Source organism: Pelomonas candidula (assembly GCF_043555985.1).
GTDB lineage: Bacteria > Pseudomonadota > Gammaproteobacteria > Burkholderiales > Burkholderiaceae_C > Pelomonas > Pelomonas candidula.
On record NZ_JBIGIC010000005.1, the window covers coordinates 378,900 to 395,699 of the forward strand.

Consider the following 16,800-nt stretch of genomic DNA (forward strand, 5'->3'; position numbering starts at 1 on the left):
TGCCTGGCAGGGAACTGCGCATTCTCCGCAGCTCCGGGCGGCAAAGCTCATGCCGAGAAGCTCCCTTGCAATTGGTAACGTGCTCCGGGGTGGGTGAGTTTCACGGAGGTTACCGCCACACCGCGGCTGTAGGTGATGCGTTTGACGACCAGACAGGGGTCGCGACGGTTGATGCCCAGCAGCTTGGCCTCGACCTCGCCGGGCAGCGCCGCCTCGATCATGTAGCGCGCTTCAGACAGCGGCGCCACGTCCAGCAGATAGTGAGTCGGCGTGGTGCGCGTGAAATCCTGCGAAAGATAGTCCGGCGCACAGGCCGGGTTGACGGCGCGCTCCTCGCACTGGATCGCGTGGCCGTTCTCCAGGTGCACGATGAGGCTCAGGAACACCGGCGCACCGCGCTTGAGGCCCAGCTCGGCCGCCTGCTGCGGCGTGGCCTTGCCGCGGGTGAGCGCATGCACGCGCGCCTCGTGCTGGCCGCCCCGCTCCAGGATCTCTTCGTGCACGTCGCGCACGTTCAGCGTCGACGAGATGCGGTGCAGCTGCGCGACGAAGCTGCCCACGCCCTGAACGCGCTCGATCAGCCCTTCCTGCACCAGCTCGCGCAGCGCGCGGTTCACCGTCATGCGGCTGACCTCGAACTGCGCGACGAGCGCCCCCTCGCTGGGCAGCAGGTCGCCAGCCACCCAGTGGCTGCTGGCGATGCCCTCGCGCAGGTGGTTCTTGACCTTGAGGTACTGGGGCTCGGGCGTGGCGGCTGATCGGGGCATGCCGCCATCCTAGTTGACTTAACTTGTATAGACAACTAGAGTCCACCCGCTCAACGGGAGACCTCATGACCGCCCTGCCCCGCCCTGTGAAGGCCCCCACCGGCACCCAGCTGCATTGCAAGAGCTGGCTGACCGAGGCCGCCTACCGCATGCTGCAGAACAACCTCGACCCTGCCGTGGCCGAGAACCCCGATGCGCTGGTCGTCTACGGCGGCATCGGCAAGGCCGCTCGCAACTGGGACGCCTTCGACGCCATCCTCCAATCGCTGCGTGATCTGGACGACGACGAGACGCTGCTGGTGCAGTCCGGCAAGCCGGTGGGCGTGTTCCGCACGCATGCCGATGCGCCGCGCGTTCTGCTGGCGAATTCCAATCTCGTACCCGCCTGGGCCACGTGGGAACACTTCCACGAGCTGGATCGCAAGGGTCTGATGATGTACGGCCAGATGACGGCCGGCAGCTGGATCTACATCGGCAGCCAGGGCATCGTGCAAGGCACCTACGAGACCTTCGCCGAGGCCGCGCGGCAGCACTACGGCGGCGTCGCCGCGGGCCGCTGGATCTTGACCGCAGGCCTCGGCGGCATGGGCGGCGCGCAGCCGCTGGCGGCCACGTTCGCAGGCTTCTGCTCGCTGAATATCGAGTGCCAGCAATCGCGCATCGACTTCCGGCTGAAGACACGCTACGTGGACGAACAGGCTCGCGACCTCGACGACGCGCTGGCCCGCATCCAGGCCCACACGGCCGCCGGCCGCGCGGTGTCCATCGCACTGCTGGGCAACGCGGCCGAGGTGCTGCCGGAGCTGGCGCGCCGCGGCGTGAAGCCGGACCTGGTGACCGACCAGACCAGCGCCCACGATCTCATCAACGGCTATTGCCCGCCGGGCTGGTCCGTCGAGCAGTGGAAGGCCGCCGCGGCCGACCCGGCCCGCCACGCAGAGCTGAAGGCCGCCGCCGCCGCCGGCTGCGCGACGCATGTGAAGACCATGCTGGCGTTCAAGGCGCAAGGCATCCCGACGGTGGACTATGGCAACAACATCCGCCAGGTCGCCAAGGACCAGGGCGTCACCAACGCCTTCGACTTCCCCGGCTTCGTGCCCGCCTACGTACGGCCGCTGTTCTGCGAGGGCAAGGGCCCGTTCCGCTGGGTGGCGCTGTCAGGTGACCCGGAGGACATCCGCAAGACCGACGCGAAGCTGAAGGAACTCTTCCCCAAACACTCCGCGCTGCACCGCTGGCTGGACATGGCCGCCGAGCGCATCGCCTTCCAGGGCCTGCCGGCGCGCATCTGCTGGCTGGGCCTGGGCGAGCGCCACGTCGCCGGCCTGGCCTTCAACGAGATGGTGAAGAACGGCGAGCTGAAGGCGCCCATCGTCATCGGCCGCGACCACCTGGACAGCGGGTCGGTGGCCAGCCCCAACCGTGAGACCGAGGGCATGCAGGACGGCTCCGACGCCGTCTCCGACTGGCCACTGCTGAACGCGCTGCTGAACACCGCCGGCGGTGCCACATGGGTCAGCCTGCACCATGGCGGCGGCGTGGGCATGGGCTACTCGCAGCACTCGGGCGTCGTCATCGTGGCCGATGGCACAGACGCCGCCGCGAAGCGCCTCTCGCGCGTGCTGTGGAACGACCCGGCCACCGGCGTCATGCGCCACGCCGACGCGGGCTACGACACGGCCATCGCCTGCGCCTGCAAGAACGAACTGAACCTGCCCTCGCTATGAAACTCATCCCTGGACAACTCACGCTGACCCAGCTCGCGGACATCGCCGCCGGCCGCGCCAAGCTGCAGCTCGACGACTGGAGCGCGGTCGACGCAAGCGCCGCGCTGGTGGCCGCCGCCGCCGCGGGCGACGCGCCGGTCTACGGCGTCAACACCGGCTTCGGCAAACTGGCCAGCACGCGCATCGCCAAGGACCAGCTTGCCGCGCTGCAACTCAACCTCATCCGCAGCCACGCGGTGGGCGTCGGCGCGCCGATGTCGCCGGAGGTCGTGCGGCTGATGCTGGCGACGAAGGCCGGCAGCCTCGCGCGCGGCTTCTCGGGTGTGCGGCGTGTCGTCGTGCAGTCGCTGCTGGACGCGCTGAACGCCGGCTTCGTGCCCTACGTGCCGGCGCAGGGCTCGGTCGGCGCCAGCGGCGACCTCGCACCACTGGCCCACCTGACGCTGGCGTTGATGGGCGAAGGCGAGGCGCTGGTCCATGGCCAGCGCGTGTCGGCGCGCGACGAACTCAAGCGGCTGGAGCTGCCCCCCCTGACGCTGGCCGCCAAGGAAGGCCTGGCCCTCATCAACGGCACGCAGGCCAGCACGGCGCTGGCGCTGCACGCGCTGCTGCGCTTCGAGGGCCTGTTCGCGACGGCGCTGGCCAGCGGCGCGATGACGCTGGACGCCGCCCGCGGCAGCGACGGCCCGTTCGACGCTCGCATCCACGCCGTGCGCGGCCAGCCGGGGCAGATCGAGGTCGCCGGCGTCTACCGCGAGTTGCTCGCCGGCAGCGCCATCCGCGCCAGCCACCGCGAAGGCGACGAGCGCGTGCAGGACCCCTACTGCCTGCGCTGCCAGCCGCAGGTCATGGGCGCCTGCCTGGACCAGGCCCGCCACGCCGCCGAGGTGCTGGTGCGCGAGGCCAACGCGGTGACGGACAACCCGCTGGTCTTTGAAGACACCATGATCTCCGGCGGCAACTTCCACGCCGAACCCGTCGCGTTCGCGGCCGACAACCTGGCGCTGGCCATCGCCGAGGTCGGCGCCATTGCCGAGCGTCGCATCGCAATGCTGATCGACCCCGGCATCTCGCGCCTGCCGCCCTTCCTGACGGCCGACGCCGGCCTGCACAGCGGCTTCATGATCGCCCACGTGACCGCCGCCGCGCTCGCCAGCGAGAACAAGAGCCTGGCCCACCCGGCCAGCGTCGACAGCCTGCCGACCAGCGCCAACCAGGAAGACCACGTGTCCATGGCCACCTTCGCCGCGCGCCGCCTGCACGCGATGCTGGACAACACGGCCCACATCGTCGCCATCGAGCTGCTGGCCGCCGCGCAGGGTATCGACTTCCTGCGCCCGCTGCAAAGCTCGGCGCCGGTGGAAGCGCTGCACGCGCGGCTGCGCGCCGACTGCGCGAGCAGCCCGGCCGACCACTACCTCGCGCCGGACATCGAGCGCGCCGCGGCGCTGGTGCAGGCCGGCACTCTGCAGCCGCCACACGCGCCGCGCTTCTGACACAGGCAACAGCGGTTGCTGAGCCCGATCGGAGGGACGCGCCGTCGCTCCGCCGGCCCTAGCATGGCGCGACCTGCCACGGAGCCGCCCATGCCCTTCCTGCCCCGACTGACGCTGACGGCCGCACTGGCCCTGCTGGCCGCCACGGCCCGGGCCCAAGTCGACGACCTGCCCACCGGCCTGCTGGGACTCGTCACGCTGCCGGAGGTGTTCAGCGGTCCGGGCTGCGAGCCGCACACACCGCAGGACATCCCGCTCTACGCCGCGCCCGACGACCTCGCCCGCGGGCGCGCGCCGGTGGGCCGGATCACGGTCGTCCAGCCGATGGAACTGCTGTCGCCGGGCAACTGCAATGGCTCCGTCGCGCAGCTGCGCTGGGCCGACGGCAAGACCAGCGAGGAATGGCCGATCAAGGAGTCCGGCTACGAGGAGCGCGCCGCCGTCGTCGTGAGGCGCCGCGGCGACATGCTGCAGATCACCACCGACCGCGCGCCGGCGTGGATTCACCGCCCCGGCCTCGCCGGCTACCTGCCGGCCGGCAAGCTGCTGGAGGGGCAGTTGCTGGACCTGCCCCACGACCTTCGCCCGCTGGCCCGCACGGCGCCCGGCGGCGGCCAGCGCCCGCGCCTGGACTGGCCGCCGAAATCAGCCGCCTTCATCCAGGCCCGCGAGATCCGGGGCGAGACCTGGCTGCAGCTGGAGGTGCGCGCCACCGAAGCCTGCACCGACACCGAAGCGCCACCCAAGGCCACGATCTGGGTGCCCTTCCACGACGCCCGGCGGCGCCCGACGCTGTGGTTTTTCTCGCGCGGCTGCTGAGCCCGCTCAGTACCGCCCCGTCGCCCCCGCCACGCGCAGGAACACGTAGGCGAACCACACGACCACGGCGCGATGCACCAGCGCGCGCCAGCCCTTGCCGGCGGCCTCGCCGACACGCGCCGACGCCGCGATGGCCGTCTCGATCTCGGCCGCCAGCCGCGTCGTGAAGCCGCGGTCCAGCACGACGACGTTGGCCTCCAGGTTGACCAGCAGCGACAGCGGGTCGATGTTGGAACTGCCCACCGTGGCCCACTCGTCGTCGACGACGGCCACCTTGGCATGCAGGTAGGCCGGCATGTACTCGTAGATCTCGATGTGGTGGCGCAGCAGGTCGGCGTACAGCGCCTCGGCGGCCCAGCCAGCGAGGCGGTAGTCCAGCTTGCCCTGCAGCAGCAGGCGCACGCGCACGCCGCGGTCGGCCGCGTCGCGCAGCGCCTGCCGGATGCGCTGGCCCGGGTAGAAGTAGGGGCAGACGATGTCCACGCTGCGCTGTGCGGCGCGGATGGCATCGGCGTAGGCATGCTCGATGGTGCGGCGCCGGCGCAGGTTGTCGCGCAGCACGAAGGCGGCGCACACGGGCGGCAGGCGCGCCGACGGCTCGGGCAGGCGCTGCGGGCCGCGCCACAGCTGCGTCAGCCACAGGCCGAAGCGGCGGCGCAGCGGCACGTAGTCCAGTAGCGCGTCGTCGAAGTCGCGCCCCAGCCAGGCGCGCGACCAGATCGAGCGCACGCCCTGGGCCACCAGGTCCACGAGGCCACCGCGAAGCTGCACGGCGAAGTCCAGCCGCGGCGCGTCGGTCACGCCATGGCGGATGTCCAGCCGGTCGTCGATGACGTTGATGCCGCCGACGAAGGCAATCTCGCTGTCGACGACGCAGAGCTTCTGGTGCAGGCGGCGCAGCTGGCCGCGCTGGAACCAGCGCCACCAGCGGTCCATCGGCCGGAACACCGCCAGCGCCACGCCGCTGCCGGCCAGCCGCTGGCGCAGCGTGGGCAGGCTGGCGCCGCTGCCGAAGCCATCGACGACGAGCCGCACGCGCACGCCGCGGCGGTCGGCCTCGAGCAGCGCGTCGACGAGAGCAAGCGCGGTAGCGTCGTGATGAAAGATATAGGTCGCCAGCCACACCTCGCGATGCGCCCGCCGGATGGCCGCCGCCATCGCCGGGAACAGCTGGTCGCCGCCGCGCAGCAGCTCCACCTCGTTGGCGCCGATGAAGCCGGTGTCGGCTCCCACGGGCCGCCTGCGCCGCCTCGATCCCAGCCGCCTCATTCCAGCGCGAGCTCGACGACCAAGGGCAAGTGGTCCGACATGCGCGCCCACGACGGGCCGCGCGGCACCTGCACACCGGTGCAGCGCAGGCCGCGCAGGTAGACGCGGTCCAGCGAAAACACCGGCAACCGCGACGGGAAGGTCGCCGTGCGCACGCGCCCGTGCGGCGCCGCCGCGCGGCGCAGGCCATGGGCCCGCATCGGCGTGTCCAGCCGCTCGCCCCAGTCGTTGTAGTCACCGGCCACCAGCACCGGCGCACCGGCCGGCACGTTCTCGTTGACGAAGGCCGCGAGCCGGTCGACCTGGCGCATGCGGCTGGAATGGATGAGCCCGAAGTGGGCCACGATGACGTGCACCGCCGTACCCTGCCAATGCACCGGCACGTGCAGCAGGCCGCGCTGTTCCAGCGAATGGTCGGACACGTCGTGGTGGCCGATGTCGCCGATGGGCCAGCGCGACAGCAGCGCATTGCCGTGCTCGCCGTAACGGGTCGTCGCGTTGGTACGGTACGCCACCTCGTAGCCCTCGGGCGCGAGGAACTCGGCCTGGCCCTTCTCGGGCCAGCCGAACCAGGTGCGGTCGAAGTAGGCCGCCTCGCGGTGGTGGAACAGCCGCACCTCCTGCAGGCAGACGAGGTCGGCGTCCAGCGCCTCCACGCCCATCTGCAGGTTGTGGATCTCCAGCCGCTTCGCGAGCCCCAGGCCGCGCACGCCCTTGTGGATGTTGTAGGTGGCCACGCGCAGTACGTCGTCGCCGGGCGCGTGGGGCGTGGGGCGGGCGGCGGATCTCATGGCCTGCGGGTCGTCAGGTCGACGTCTCGGCGGCGCTGAAGCGCGGCAGTTGCAGCACCGCCTCGGCGTTGGACGGCGAGAAGCAGCGGTCGGCCGCCTCGTGCCAGGGCAGCCAGACCCAGGCCAGGTGCTCGCGCGGCGCCAGCGTCGGCGTCAGCGGCGCGGGCAGCTGCAGGCCGAAGACGTGTTCGGTGTTGCGCGTGACGCCGGGCGCGTAGCGGTGCCGCCACTGCGGGTAGATCTCGTAGACGTTGGCGAGCTGCCAGTCGACCAGCTCGCCGCCCACGGCGGCGATGTCGAAGCCGGTCTCCTCCAGCACCTCGCGCCGCGCGGTTTCGGCCGGCGGCTCGTCGAGGCTGTCCTTGGAGCCGGTGACGCTCTGCCAGTAGCCCGGGTGGTCGGCACGCTCGATCAGCAGCACCTGCAGATCGGGCGTGTGGATGACGACGAGGACCGACTCGGGGATCTTGAACGGCTTGGGCAGATCGACGGGAGGCATGCGTGCAGCATAGCCGCGCCCGGTCACGCAGGCAGGGGTTCGGGGCTTGGATGCCCCGCTGCCGCGCAGGCGCGTCAGGCGCCGCCGGACGGCTTCTTCGCCACCTCGGGCGGCAGCACCTTCGCCTGCAGCTCGCGCACCTGCGCGACGAGCTGGTTGTGCGCATCCAGGAAGGCCGCGGCGATGACCTTGCCCTCGTTGGAGTTGCTCCAGCCGGCGCCGGCCACGCCGCCCAGCTTGCCCACCATGGCACCGCCCACACCCAGGTCCGCCACCTCCACCGAACCGGTGGCGGCGGCGATCTGCTCGGTGGTCTCGTTGTCGGTCAGCAGCAGCGCGGCCTGGGCCTGCTTCATCTTGACGTGCTCGGCCGCGCCGACCAGCTTGTTCAGGTAGGGAATAGCCTGCAGCACGCTGCCGATCTGGCGGCCGGCGTCCTGCTCGCTGAACGTGAGGCTGGGCGTCAGGCTGTACTGCGCCTCGTAGCCCTTGCCCTTGGCCACCGTGTTGCCCTCGCGGCGCAGGATGCCGGCGTCCTTCAGCTCCTGCTCGCGCACCGTGGCCTTCAGCCCCGCGGCCCGGTCGACGACGCGGAAGCAGCCGCTCTGCTGGGCCATCAGCCGGATCAGCGGCACGGGACTGGACGGCAGTTGGTAGCTGCTGGAGTAGCTGTAGCCGTTGGGGTTCTCCACCAACGCCAGCGTGGCCACCGGCGCGTCGCAGCGCACCAGCTCGCGCGCCGCATGGTGCGCGCCCGCGGGCCCGGCCGACCCGGTGACGACCGAGCCCCCTTCGCCAAGCGACGTGGACGACTTGCCACAGGCGCTCAGCAGCAGCGCGGCAACGGAAACGGCGAACAGGCAACGGGCTGGGGTCATGGGCGCGGTGTGGGTGCGTATCGAGCCGCGAGTCTGCCTGCGCCTCCACCTCGCGCCGACCCTAGAACGTGGGACGCGCCGCACCCGCCTCCCCTGCCCGCGGGGGGCTCACCGGCCGTACAGGATCATCTGCGTGCAGCGGAACAGCGCCACCGTCTTGCCCGTGTCCCGGTGCGTGACCGTCGCGTCCCAGACCTGCGTCGTGCGGCCCAGGTGCACGGCCTTGGCGATGCAGGTGATGGTGCCCTCGCGGGCGGTGCCGAGGTGGTTGGACTTCAGCTCGACGGTCGTGAAGCCCGTGGCCCCTTCGGGCAGGCTGGCCAGGCAGCCATGGCCGGCGCAGGAGTCGGCCAGCGTGACGACCGAGCCGGCGTGCAGATAGCCGTTGGGCGCCATCAACTCCTGCCGCACCGGCAGCTCGGCATGCACCTCGCCAGCGTCGACCCGCGTGAAGCGGATGCCGAGATAGCCCGGCAGGTAGTTGGCGCCGAACTGGTTGATCTGGGCGACATCGGGCATGGGATCTCCTCGGGGGACGGCGGCCATCGTAGTGACAACGAAAAAGGCCGGCATCGCTGCCGGCCTTGCTGCTGCGGGGTGCGTGGCGATCAGGTGCGCGTCAGCGTGGCCTTGAGCATGTTGTCCAGCATGTCCAGCGTCTCCGCCAGGTGGGCACGCGTCTCGATCGACAGGCCCGGCTTGGCGCCGGCCGCGCGCAGCTCGCGGGCCAACTGGGTGGCGTGCCAGCGGGCCATCGAGAACGCGTCGGCGTAAACGGTGGCGCCGTTGGTGGCGCGGTTCAGCTGGGCCTGCAGGCGGCGCAGGTACTCGCGCTGCAGGCTGCGGCGCATGCGGTCGATCTCGGCACCGGTCTTGAGCTCGCTGAAGATGGCGCTTTGCAGCGTGCCGTAGACCTCGTTGAGCGACACCGCGCCCTTGCGCTGCGCCTCGGGCAGGTAGGCGCCCTGCTCGATGAGCCGGCGCGCCGTGTTGGGCGACATCAGACGGTCCAGCACCTTGCCCTGCAGCGCCGCGACGGCGTCGGGGATGGACAGCGGCAGGCCTCGCTCCCACTCGTTGTAGTCCAGCGTCTGCGAGACGAGGAACTCGGGCTTGAACTTGAACGAGTCACTGGACAGCAGGCCGCTGGCGATGAAGCGCAGCGCCTCGCGCTGCTGCGCGTTGTCCACCGGCTTGAAGGCCGGGCCGCTGGTGACGCCCGGCACGACGCGCTCGGCCAGCAGGCCGCCCACGTACTTGCTGACGTTGGTGGCCGCCACGTCCAGCTGGCGGAAGGACGACGCGATGGAGCGGCGGTTGCGCAGCGGGTCGTCGCCCACGGCGGCGGGGCGGGCCTGCACGCGGTCCCACAGTTCCTGGCTGAGCTTGAGGCGGCGCTTGGCGTAGGCCAGCGGGTCGTCGCCCAGGTCGAACTGGTTGGCGCGCGGGTCGAAGCCGTCGTAGGGGCCGCCGACGCCCTGGTCGAAGTCGTCGCCGAAGGCCAGCGCGGGCTCGGTCGAGCGGGCGGCGATCCTCGCCAGCTCGGCGGCCTCCTGCTCGGCGGGGATGACCTTGTACGCGTACTCGATGGCCCAGTAGTCGTAGGCGCCCAGCGTCGTGTTGGTCAGGCTGGCCTTGGCCTCGCCCTTCAGTGGCAGGTTGTAGGCGTTGTAGTCCATCACCGAGTTGGAGATGCCGTGGGCCTCGGTGTAGGCCTTGTCGCGCAGCTGGGCCTGGGTAACGGTGGTGGAGGCCTTGAAGTTGTGCTTCAGCCCGAGCGTGTGGCCGACCTCATGCATGATCGTGTCCTTCACGACGGCCTGGGCCAGCGCCTCGGCCTCGGGGCCGTTCATGTCCATGCCGTCGCGCAGTGCCAGCAGGTCCAGCGCGAAGCCGAGTTCGCTGGCCTGCTCGGCCACGTAGTTGCAGCTCTGCTCCAGCAGCAGTTGCTGGCTGCGGTCACCGGTCCAGGCACCGGTGGCGCTGCCGTGGTCATGGCCCTGGAAGCCCAGCACGTCGTCCGCGGCCAGGCGGCGCGAGCCGCGGCCGAAGACGTCGCTCATGCGGATGTCGGCATCCAGGATCTCGCCGGTGCGCGGGTCGCGGTTGCTGGGGCCTTGCGCGAAGCCCACGTCGGCGCCGGTGAACCAGCGGATGGACGCATGCGTGGCGTCCATGTTGTCCCAGTCGGCATCGTCGGGCTGCTGCTTGACCTGGATGGCGTCCTTGAAGCCGATCTTCTCGAAGGCCTTGTTCCATTCGAGGATGCCGGCCTTGACGGACTCGCGGTACTTGGGCGGGATGTTCTTGTCCATCCAGTAGACGATGGGCTGCACCGGCTCGGACAACGCGGCCGACGGGTCCTTCTTCTCCAGGCGCCAGCGGGCGACCATGTGCACGCGCGGGTTGGCCTTGAGGTCGTCGCCGAGGTTGCTGTAGCTCTCGGTGAAATGACCCAGTCGCGGGTCCGCCAGGCGCACGGCGGCCGGCGTCTCGGGCAGCGCACGCAGGTTGTAGACGATGCTGAAGAACATCGAGCGCGGGTCCGGCGTGGACTGCGGCGGCGTGGGCACGGCCACCGGCGGCGGCACCAGCGGCGGCGCAGGAATGCGCGGCGTGGCGAAGTGCATGCGGGCGGTCAGTGTCGTGATCTGCGCATCGGCCCGCGTCGCTTCGATGAAGGAGTTGCTGCGGTCCGGGGCGTAGGGCAGGCGGTAGACCTGCTCCAGGTGGGTGGACAGGCCGGGGATGTCGCCGAGGAAGAAGCCGCTGACATCCACCAGCACGGACTTGCGATCGGGGTGGTCCGCGCTCGCGACCGGGCCGGCCGTGATCAGACTGGGCGAGAACGCCTGGTCCAGTGCCGGCTTGCCCGCGGGGTTGTCGGCGCGGAACTTGGTGTTGAGCGCCATGAGCTGCACGTGGTTGCCGATGCGGCGCCACTCCGCGAGTTCTTCGCCCAGCATCTGACTGGCGTACAGGCCACGCTCGCCGATCGAGCTGGCCACGTTGACGGTAAACAGGAAGGGCTTGTTGAAGGCTTCCTTGGGGATCTCGATCCAGACCTTCTCGTCCTTGCGCCAGACCGGGAACAGGCCCGGCTGCTCCTTCGCGCCGCGGATGATTTCCGCGAACGGCTTGGGCGCCGTGGGGTCGACCGGCGGACGGGCGGCGGGCGCCGAGGCCGCACCGGCCGGTGCTGAGGCGGCACCGTTGGGCGCGGGCGGCGTCTGGGCCTGGGTCTGGGCGGCGGCCAGCGCGATCAGTGCAGCGGTGGCGAGGGCAGTACGAGGCATCCGAATCATGCGAAGCGTCCGGGAGGAAGAGAGGATGAAAAGTGCGGCACTGTGGCCGGCAGCGACACTCGCGTCAATCCGAGGACGCCAGCGTCGCGCAGCCACCAAGCTTCCCATCAAAACTTCCGTCATGCCCCTCACCCATCTGATTTATTTGCATGGCTTTCGTTCTTCTCCGCAGTCCGCGAAGGCGCGGCGCATGGCGGACTGGGCAGCCACGCGGCCGGACGTGACTTTCGTCTGCCCCCAGCTGCCGCCGTCGCCGCTGGACGCGATGGAACTGGTGGGCCGCCTCGTGGCCGGCTGGCCGGCTTCAGGATCGGCGGTCATCGGCAGCTCGCTGGGCGGCTTCTACGCGACCGCGCTCGCCGAGCAGCGCGCCCATCGCGGCTGGCGCGTGGCGGTGCTGAACCCGGCCGTGAACCCGGCGCGCGACCTCGCCAGGCACATCGGCGAGCTGAGCGCCTGGCACGACCCGACGCTGAAGTTCGACTTCACGGCCCAGCACGTGGCCGAGCTTGCCGCGCTGACGCCGCCAGCACATCTGACGAACCCGGCGCGCTACTACGCGCTGATCGCCAAGGGCGACGAGTTGCTGGACTGGCGCGAGATGCTGGCCCGCTACGCCGGCTGCGACGGCGACGTGCTGGACGGCAGCGACCACGGCCTGACCGACTTCGAGGCCCACTTGCCCGGACTCCTCGAGCACCTGACGCGCTGAGGGACAATCGCCGGCTTATGTTTGCGCTGTTTGATGACGCCGGGAAGTTCCTCGCCGGCCGGGTGATGTCGGAGGCCGATGCCTCGCTGCAGGTCGAGCTGGACTCGGGCAAGCGTGTCAAGGTCAAGTCCGCCAATGTGCTGCTGAAGTTCGAACAGCCGGCACCCGCCGTGCTGCTGGCCGACGCCCGCGCGCTGGCCGACGAGATCGACCTGGACCTGGCCTGGGAGTTCGCGCCCGAGGGCGAGTTCGGCTTTGCCGACCTGGCCCGGGACTATTTCGACGCCAAGGCCGGCATCGTGCAGCAGGCCGCTGCCCTCTTCCGCCTGTTCGACGCGCCGCACTACTTCCGCCGCGCCGGCAAGGGCCAGTTCAAGAAGGCGCCCGAGGAGACGGTGAAGGCCGCGCTGCTGGGCATCGAGCGCAAGCGCCAGCAGGCGCTGCAGATCGAGGCCTGGGCGCAGGAGCTGGCCGCCGGCACCTGCCCGCAGCCCATCCAGGACCAGATCTACAAGATCCTCTTCAAGCCCGACAAGAACGGCCCCGAATACAAGGCCGTCGTCGAGGCCAGCAAGCTGGCGCACAAGGCGCCGCTGGACCTGCTGCAGGGCGCGGGCGCCATCACCAGCCCCTACCAGTTCCACTGGAAGCGATTCCTGTTCGAGAACTTCCCCAAGGGCGTGGGCTTCCCCGCGCTGACGGCGCCGGAGATCAAGGACGAGCTGGCGCTGAGCCCGGCAAAGGCGTTCTCCATCGACGACTCGCAGACCACCGAGATCGACGATGCGCTGTCGGTACAGGGCCTGGGCACGGGCACGGTCACGTTCGGTGTGCACATCGCCGCGCCCGGCCTGGCGATCACGCCGGACTCGGCCGTCGACAAGGTCGCCCGCGAGCGGCTGTCCACCGTCTACATGCCGGGCTGGAAGCTGACCATGCTGCCCGACGAGGTCGTGCAGACGTACACGCTGATCGAGGGCCGCGACTGCCCGGCCGTGTCCATCTACTTCACGATGGACGAGACGACGTTCGAGATCAAGGCCAAGGAAACGAAGCTGGAGCGCGTGCACATCGCGTCCAACCTGCGCCACGACAAATTGGACGGCATCGTCACCGACGCCACCCTGTCCGGCGAGGCGTCGGCCGACTATGCCTTCGCGCCCGAGCTGGCCTTCTGCTGGCGGCTGGCCAAGCACCTGAAGGTTCAGCGCGAAGTCGTGCGCGGCAAGCCCGAGAACTTCAACCGGCCGGACTACAACTTCCGCCTCGTCGGCGAGCGCTCGGAAGCGCCCAACGGCAGCGAGTCGGTCGAGATCAGCGTGCGCGCCCGCGGCAGCTCGCTGGACCTGATCGTGGCCGAGGCCATGATCCTGGCCAACTCCGCCTGGGGCGGCTGGCTGGCCGAACTGGGCCTGCCGGGCATCTACCGCAGCCAGGCCAGCCTGGCGCCCGGCATCAAGGTGCGCATGGGCGTGAAGGCGCTGCCGCACGCCGGCATGGGTGTCGCGCAGTACACCTGGGCCACGTCGCCGCTGCGCCGCTACGTGGACCTTGTGAACCAGTGGCAGATCATTGCCTGCGCCCGCCATGGCCGCACGGCCGCGCTTGTCGCGCCGTTCAAGCCCAAGGATGCGCAACTGTTCTCCATCATCTCCGCCTTCGAATCGGCCTACGCAGCCTACAACGGCTTCCAGAACGGCATCGAGCGCTTCTGGACGCTGCGCTGGCTGCAGCAGACCGGCACGACCGAGCTGACCGCCACCGTCATGAAGGAAGGCCTGGTGCGGGCCGACGACCTGCCGCTGGTGTTCAAGGCGCTGGGCTGCGAGCCGCTGCCGCGGGGCAGCCACGTGAAGGTGCGCATCACCGGCCTGGACGAGATGACGCTGGACGTGCACGCGACGCTGATCGAGCGGGTGGACGAGCCGGCCGCCGAAGCGGAGTCCGAGGGCGACGACGACGACCTCGAAGCCGCCGCGGCACCGCTGACGCTGGCCATCGACGTCAACGACGCCGAACCGGCCGACGCCCCGCAAAGCTGATGCGCCGCCCGAGCACGCTGCAGATTGCCCTGGCGGCCTCGCTGGGCGTGCACGGCGTGCTGCTGGCATGGCGCGTCGGCTCGCCCGACTCCTTCAACCGCGTGTTCCAGGACACGCCGCTGGAAGTCGTGCTCGTCAACACGCGCTCCAACGAGCAGCCCACCAAGGCCGCGGCGCTGGCCCAGGCCAACCTGGTCGGTGGCGGCAACATGGAGCAGGGCCGCGCCACATCGCCGCTGCCGCCCGCACGGCACAACGAGGTCGGCGACTCGGCGGAGGCGCAGAGTTCGCAGATCGCCCAGCTGCAGCAACAGCAGCAGCAGTTGCTGGCCCAGGTGCGCCGCGAGCTGGCGCTGCTGCCGCCGCCCGACCCGCGCCGAGAGAAGACGGACGCCAACGAACGCGCCCAGGCCGAGAAGCGCCGCCAGCTCGTCGACCTGCTCGCGGAGATCGAGAAGCGGGTCAACCTCGAGAACGCCAGGCCTCGCAAGCGCTACATCAGCCCGCAGACGCGCGAGGTCGTCTACGCGATGTACTACGACAGCCTGCGCCGCCGCATCGAGGAGCGCGGCACGCGCGATTTCCCCATGTATCGCGGCAAGAAGCTCTACGGCGAGTTGACGATGAATATCCACATCGACTTCAAGGGCCGCGTCGTCGAGACCGAGATCCTGGCCCCCAGCGGCAACCCGACGCTGGACCGCCGCGCCGTCGCCATCGTGCAGGCCGCCTCGCCCTTCGGCGATTTCAGCGCCGAGATGCGCAAGGGCGCCGAAGTGCTGATCATCACGTCACGCTTCAAGTTCACGCGCGACGAGGGGCTGGAAACGACTTTGACTGGACAAAACCCATGACGGACAAATACGTCGTCGTCGGCAACCCGGTGGAGCACAGCCGCTCGCCGGCCATCCACGCCATGTTTGCCGAACAGACCGGCCAGGTACTGACGTACGACCGCCTGCTCGCGCCGCTGGACGGCTTCGAGGCCACGTTGCGCGCCTTCGCAGCCGCTGGCGGCAAAGGCTGCAACATCACCGTGCCGTTCAAGTTCGACGCCTTCGCGCTGGCCACGAAACGCACCGAGCGCGCACAGCTGGGCGGCGCCGTCAACACGCTGCGCTTCGACGCGGACGGCTGGACGGGCGACAACACCGACGGTGCCGGCCTCGTCAACGACATCCAGAAGAATGCCGGCCGCCCGCTGGCGGGGCTGCAGGTGCTGCTGGTCGGCGCCGGCGGCGCGGCGGCGGGCGTGCTGGGCAGCCTGATCGCTGCCAGGCCGGCGCACATCGCTGTCGTGAACCGCACGGCGGACAAGGCGCAGGCGCTGGTCGCCAGCCATGCCCACCTCGGTGTGCCGCTCACCGCCGCGACACTGGCAGACGCGCCGGCTGCGCAGGACATCGTCGTCAACGCGACCAGCACCAGCCTCGCCGGCGCGGCCGCGCCGGTCGACGCCCGTGTGCTCAAGCCCGACGCGTTGGCGCTGGACATGATGTACGGCCCCAAGGCACAAGGCTTCCTCGACTGGGCCGCCGCCCACGGCGCCGAGCCGCGCGACGGCCTGGGCATGCTCGTCGAGCAGGCGGCCGAGGCCTTCTTCTTCTGGCGCGGCGTGCGGCCGGACACGGCGCCGGTGCTCGCTACGCTGAGGGCCGCGCTGTGATGCGCCATGCCGGCCGTCTGCTGGGCGTGCTGGCGCTGGCCGTGCTGTGCCTGCAGCTCTGGTTTGCCGGCCGCATCGCACTGATGAACTGGGTGGCGCCTCAGTCCACCAGCTTCCAGCGCAGCGAGGTCTTGCGCCTGGCGAAGGAGAAGCACCAGGTCGCCTGGGCGCAGCAGTGGGTGGACGACGACCAGTTGCCCCGGACGCTCAAGCGCGCCGTCATCGCCAGCGAGGACGACTCCTTCGCCACGCACGGCGGCGTGGACTGGGACGCGCTGAAGGGTGCCTGGGCGAAGAACGAGAAAGCGCAGGCGCGCGCCGAGGCCCGCAAGGCCAAGGCGCCGGCCAAGGTCGTCGGCGGCTCGACGATCACGCAGCAACTGGCCAAGAACCTGTTCCTGTCCGGCGAGCGCACGCTGCTGCGCAAGGGCCAGGAGCTCATCATCACGCTGATGCTGGAAGGCCTGCTGAGCAAGCAGCGCATCCTGGAGATCTACCTGAACAGCGTCGAGTGGGGCGAAGGCCTGTTCGGCGCCCAGGCAGCGGCGCGGCACTACTTCCGCATGGACGCGAGCCGCCTCGGCAGCTTCGAGGCCGCACGGCTCGCCGTCATGCTGCCCGCGCCCAAGCGCTACGAGCGCCAGCCGGGCTCGCCGTACATCATGGACCGCGCCGGCCTCATCGCCGGGCGCATGAACAGCGCCCAACTGCCATGATTGGAGCCCCTCGTCCAAGGAGTACCTTGGCCGGTCCCCCGCGGGGACGGCGATGCTTGCGGGAGCAGCCCCGCTCGCACATCGCCGCTGCGGGCCGGCTTGGGGCGGCCCGG

15 protein-coding genes are annotated in these 16,800 nt (G+C 70.4%); 8 read left to right on the forward strand and 7 right to left on the reverse strand.

The window, feature by feature from the left end; all coding sequences use genetic code 11:
* Positions 1-47: 47 nt before the first annotated feature.
* On the reverse strand, positions 48-767 hold the full coding sequence (gene hutC / locus ACG04R_RS12805) for a histidine utilization repressor (protein WP_394410649.1): 720 nt from the start codon (positions 765-767) through the stop codon (positions 48-50).
* 65 nt (positions 768-832) lie between these two features.
* Here hutC and hutU point away from each other — a divergent pair, with 65 nt between their 5' ends.
* From hutU to ACG04R_RS12820, 3 genes are all read left to right on the forward strand, one after another.
* Positions 833-2,494 (forward strand): urocanate hydratase, encoded by a 1,662-nt coding sequence (gene hutU, locus ACG04R_RS12810; RefSeq protein WP_394410652.1) that lies wholly within the window; start codon positions 833-835, stop codon positions 2,492-2,494.
* Complete coding sequence (hutH, locus tag ACG04R_RS12815) at positions 2,491-3,990, forward strand: histidine ammonia-lyase (RefSeq protein ID WP_394410655.1); 1,500 nt, start codon at positions 2,491-2,493, stop codon at positions 3,988-3,990. The genes hutU and hutH overlap by 4 nt, the downstream gene beginning before the upstream one ends.
* A gap of 90 nt (positions 3,991-4,080) precedes the next feature.
* A complete protein-coding gene (locus ACG04R_RS12820; protein WP_394410658.1) occupies positions 4,081-4,809 on the forward strand; it encodes a hypothetical protein in 729 nt (242 codons plus the stop codon).
* 6 nt (positions 4,810-4,815) lie between these two features.
* On the opposite strand, the gene clsB is transcribed toward ACG04R_RS12820, so the two are convergent.
* The 6 genes from clsB to ACG04R_RS12850 all read right to left on the reverse strand — a co-directional run bounded on the left by clsB (position 4,816) and on the right by ACG04R_RS12850 (position 11,542).
* Positions 4,816-6,042 (reverse strand): cardiolipin synthase ClsB, encoded by a 1,227-nt coding sequence (gene clsB / locus ACG04R_RS12825; protein ID WP_394410661.1) that lies wholly within the window; start codon positions 6,040-6,042, stop codon positions 4,816-4,818.
* A 32-nt stretch (positions 6,043-6,074) separates the two neighbouring features.
* The gene (locus ACG04R_RS12830) at positions 6,075-6,869 is read right to left on the reverse strand and encodes an endonuclease/exonuclease/phosphatase family protein (protein ID WP_394410664.1); all 795 of its coding nucleotides are present in this window, start codon (positions 6,867-6,869) and stop codon (positions 6,075-6,077) included.
* Positions 6,870-6,882: 13 nt separating this feature from the next.
* Positions 6,883-7,368: a dihydroneopterin triphosphate diphosphatase gene (gene nudB / locus ACG04R_RS12835; protein WP_394410667.1), complete on the reverse strand. Its 486-nt coding sequence runs from the start codon at positions 7,366-7,368 to the stop codon at positions 6,883-6,885.
* 74 nt (positions 7,369-7,442) lie between these two features.
* The gene (locus ACG04R_RS12840; RefSeq protein WP_394410670.1) at positions 7,443-8,246 is read right to left on the reverse strand and encodes a CsgG/HfaB family protein; all 804 of its coding nucleotides are present in this window, start codon (positions 8,244-8,246) and stop codon (positions 7,443-7,445) included.
* Between the two features lie 108 nt (positions 8,247-8,354).
* Positions 8,355-8,765 carry a PaaI family thioesterase gene (locus ACG04R_RS12845; RefSeq protein WP_394410673.1) on the reverse strand — a complete coding sequence of 137 codons (411 nt, stop codon included), beginning with the start codon at positions 8,763-8,765 and terminating at the stop codon, positions 8,355-8,357.
* 89 nt (positions 8,766-8,854) lie between these two features.
* A complete protein-coding gene (locus ACG04R_RS12850) occupies positions 8,855-11,542 on the reverse strand; it encodes a zinc-dependent metalloprotease (RefSeq protein ID WP_394410676.1) in 2,688 nt (895 codons plus the stop codon).
* 130 nt (positions 11,543-11,672) lie between these two features.
* On the opposite strand from ACG04R_RS12850, the gene ACG04R_RS12855 reads away from it, so the two are divergent.
* From ACG04R_RS12855 to mtgA, 5 genes are read left to right on the forward strand one after another with little or no spacing between them, the layout of a single operon-like run.
* Positions 11,673-12,263: a YqiA/YcfP family alpha/beta fold hydrolase gene (locus tag ACG04R_RS12855; protein ID WP_394410679.1), complete on the forward strand. Its 591-nt coding sequence runs from the start codon at positions 11,673-11,675 to the stop codon at positions 12,261-12,263.
* A 17-nt stretch (positions 12,264-12,280) separates the two neighbouring features.
* Positions 12,281-14,305, forward strand: a complete 2,025-nt coding sequence (locus ACG04R_RS12860) for a ribonuclease catalytic domain-containing protein (RefSeq protein WP_394410682.1) — start codon at positions 12,281-12,283, stop codon at positions 14,303-14,305.
* A complete protein-coding gene (locus ACG04R_RS12865; protein ID WP_394410685.1) occupies positions 14,305-15,159 on the forward strand; it encodes an energy transducer TonB in 855 nt (284 codons plus the stop codon). The genes ACG04R_RS12860 and ACG04R_RS12865 overlap by 1 nt, the downstream gene beginning before the upstream one ends.
* On the forward strand, positions 15,156-15,971 hold the full coding sequence (aroE, locus tag ACG04R_RS12870; protein WP_394410688.1) for a shikimate dehydrogenase: 816 nt from the start codon (positions 15,156-15,158) through the stop codon (positions 15,969-15,971). Before ACG04R_RS12865 ends, aroE begins: the two co-directional genes overlap by 4 nt.
* Positions 15,971-16,687 carry a monofunctional biosynthetic peptidoglycan transglycosylase gene (gene mtgA / locus ACG04R_RS12875; protein WP_394410691.1) on the forward strand — a complete coding sequence of 239 codons (717 nt, stop codon included), beginning with the start codon at positions 15,971-15,973 and terminating at the stop codon, positions 16,685-16,687. The genes aroE and mtgA overlap by 1 nt, the downstream gene beginning before the upstream one ends.
* Positions 16,688-16,800: the final 113 nt, after the last annotated feature.

What these genes read in the sequence shown, in the direction of transcription:
- ACG04R_RS12830 (WP_394410664.1), bottom strand. Translation starts at nt 6,869, where the DNA reads ATGAGATCCGCCGCCCGCCCCACGCCCCACGCGCCCGGCGACGACGTA.
- ACG04R_RS12855 (WP_394410679.1), top strand. Translation starts at nt 11,673, where the DNA reads ATGCCCCTCACCCATCTGATTTATTTGCATGGCTTTCGTTCTTCTCCG.
- ACG04R_RS12860 (WP_394410682.1), top strand. Translation starts at nt 12,281, where the DNA reads ATGTTTGCGCTGTTTGATGACGCCGGGAAGTTCCTCGCCGGCCGGGTG.
- mtgA (WP_394410691.1), top strand. Translation starts at nt 15,971, where the DNA reads ATGCGCCATGCCGGCCGTCTGCTGGGCGTGCTGGCGCTGGCCGTGCTG.
- ACG04R_RS12820 (WP_394410658.1), top strand. Translation starts at nt 4,081, where the DNA reads ATGCCCTTCCTGCCCCGACTGACGCTGACGGCCGCACTGGCCCTGCTG.
- hutC (WP_394410649.1), bottom strand. Translation starts at nt 767, where the DNA reads ATGCCCCGATCAGCCGCCACGCCCGAGCCCCAGTACCTCAAGGTCAAG.
- ACG04R_RS12840 (WP_394410670.1), bottom strand. Translation starts at nt 8,246, where the DNA reads ATGACCCCAGCCCGTTGCCTGTTCGCCGTTTCCGTTGCCGCGCTGCTG.
- hutH (WP_394410655.1), top strand. Translation starts at nt 2,491, where the DNA reads ATGAAACTCATCCCTGGACAACTCACGCTGACCCAGCTCGCGGACATC.
- ACG04R_RS12850 (WP_394410676.1), bottom strand. Translation starts at nt 11,542, where the DNA reads ATGCCTCGTACTGCCCTCGCCACCGCTGCACTGATCGCGCTGGCCGCC.
- nudB (WP_394410667.1), bottom strand. Translation starts at nt 7,368, where the DNA reads ATGCCTCCCGTCGATCTGCCCAAGCCGTTCAAGATCCCCGAGTCGGTC.
- ACG04R_RS12845 (WP_394410673.1), bottom strand. Translation starts at nt 8,765, where the DNA reads ATGCCCGATGTCGCCCAGATCAACCAGTTCGGCGCCAACTACCTGCCG.
- aroE (WP_394410688.1), top strand. Translation starts at nt 15,156, where the DNA reads ATGACGGACAAATACGTCGTCGTCGGCAACCCGGTGGAGCACAGCCGC.
- hutU (WP_394410652.1), top strand. Translation starts at nt 833, where the DNA reads ATGACCGCCCTGCCCCGCCCTGTGAAGGCCCCCACCGGCACCCAGCTG.
- ACG04R_RS12865 (WP_394410685.1), top strand. Translation starts at nt 14,305, where the DNA reads ATGCGCCGCCCGAGCACGCTGCAGATTGCCCTGGCGGCCTCGCTGGGC.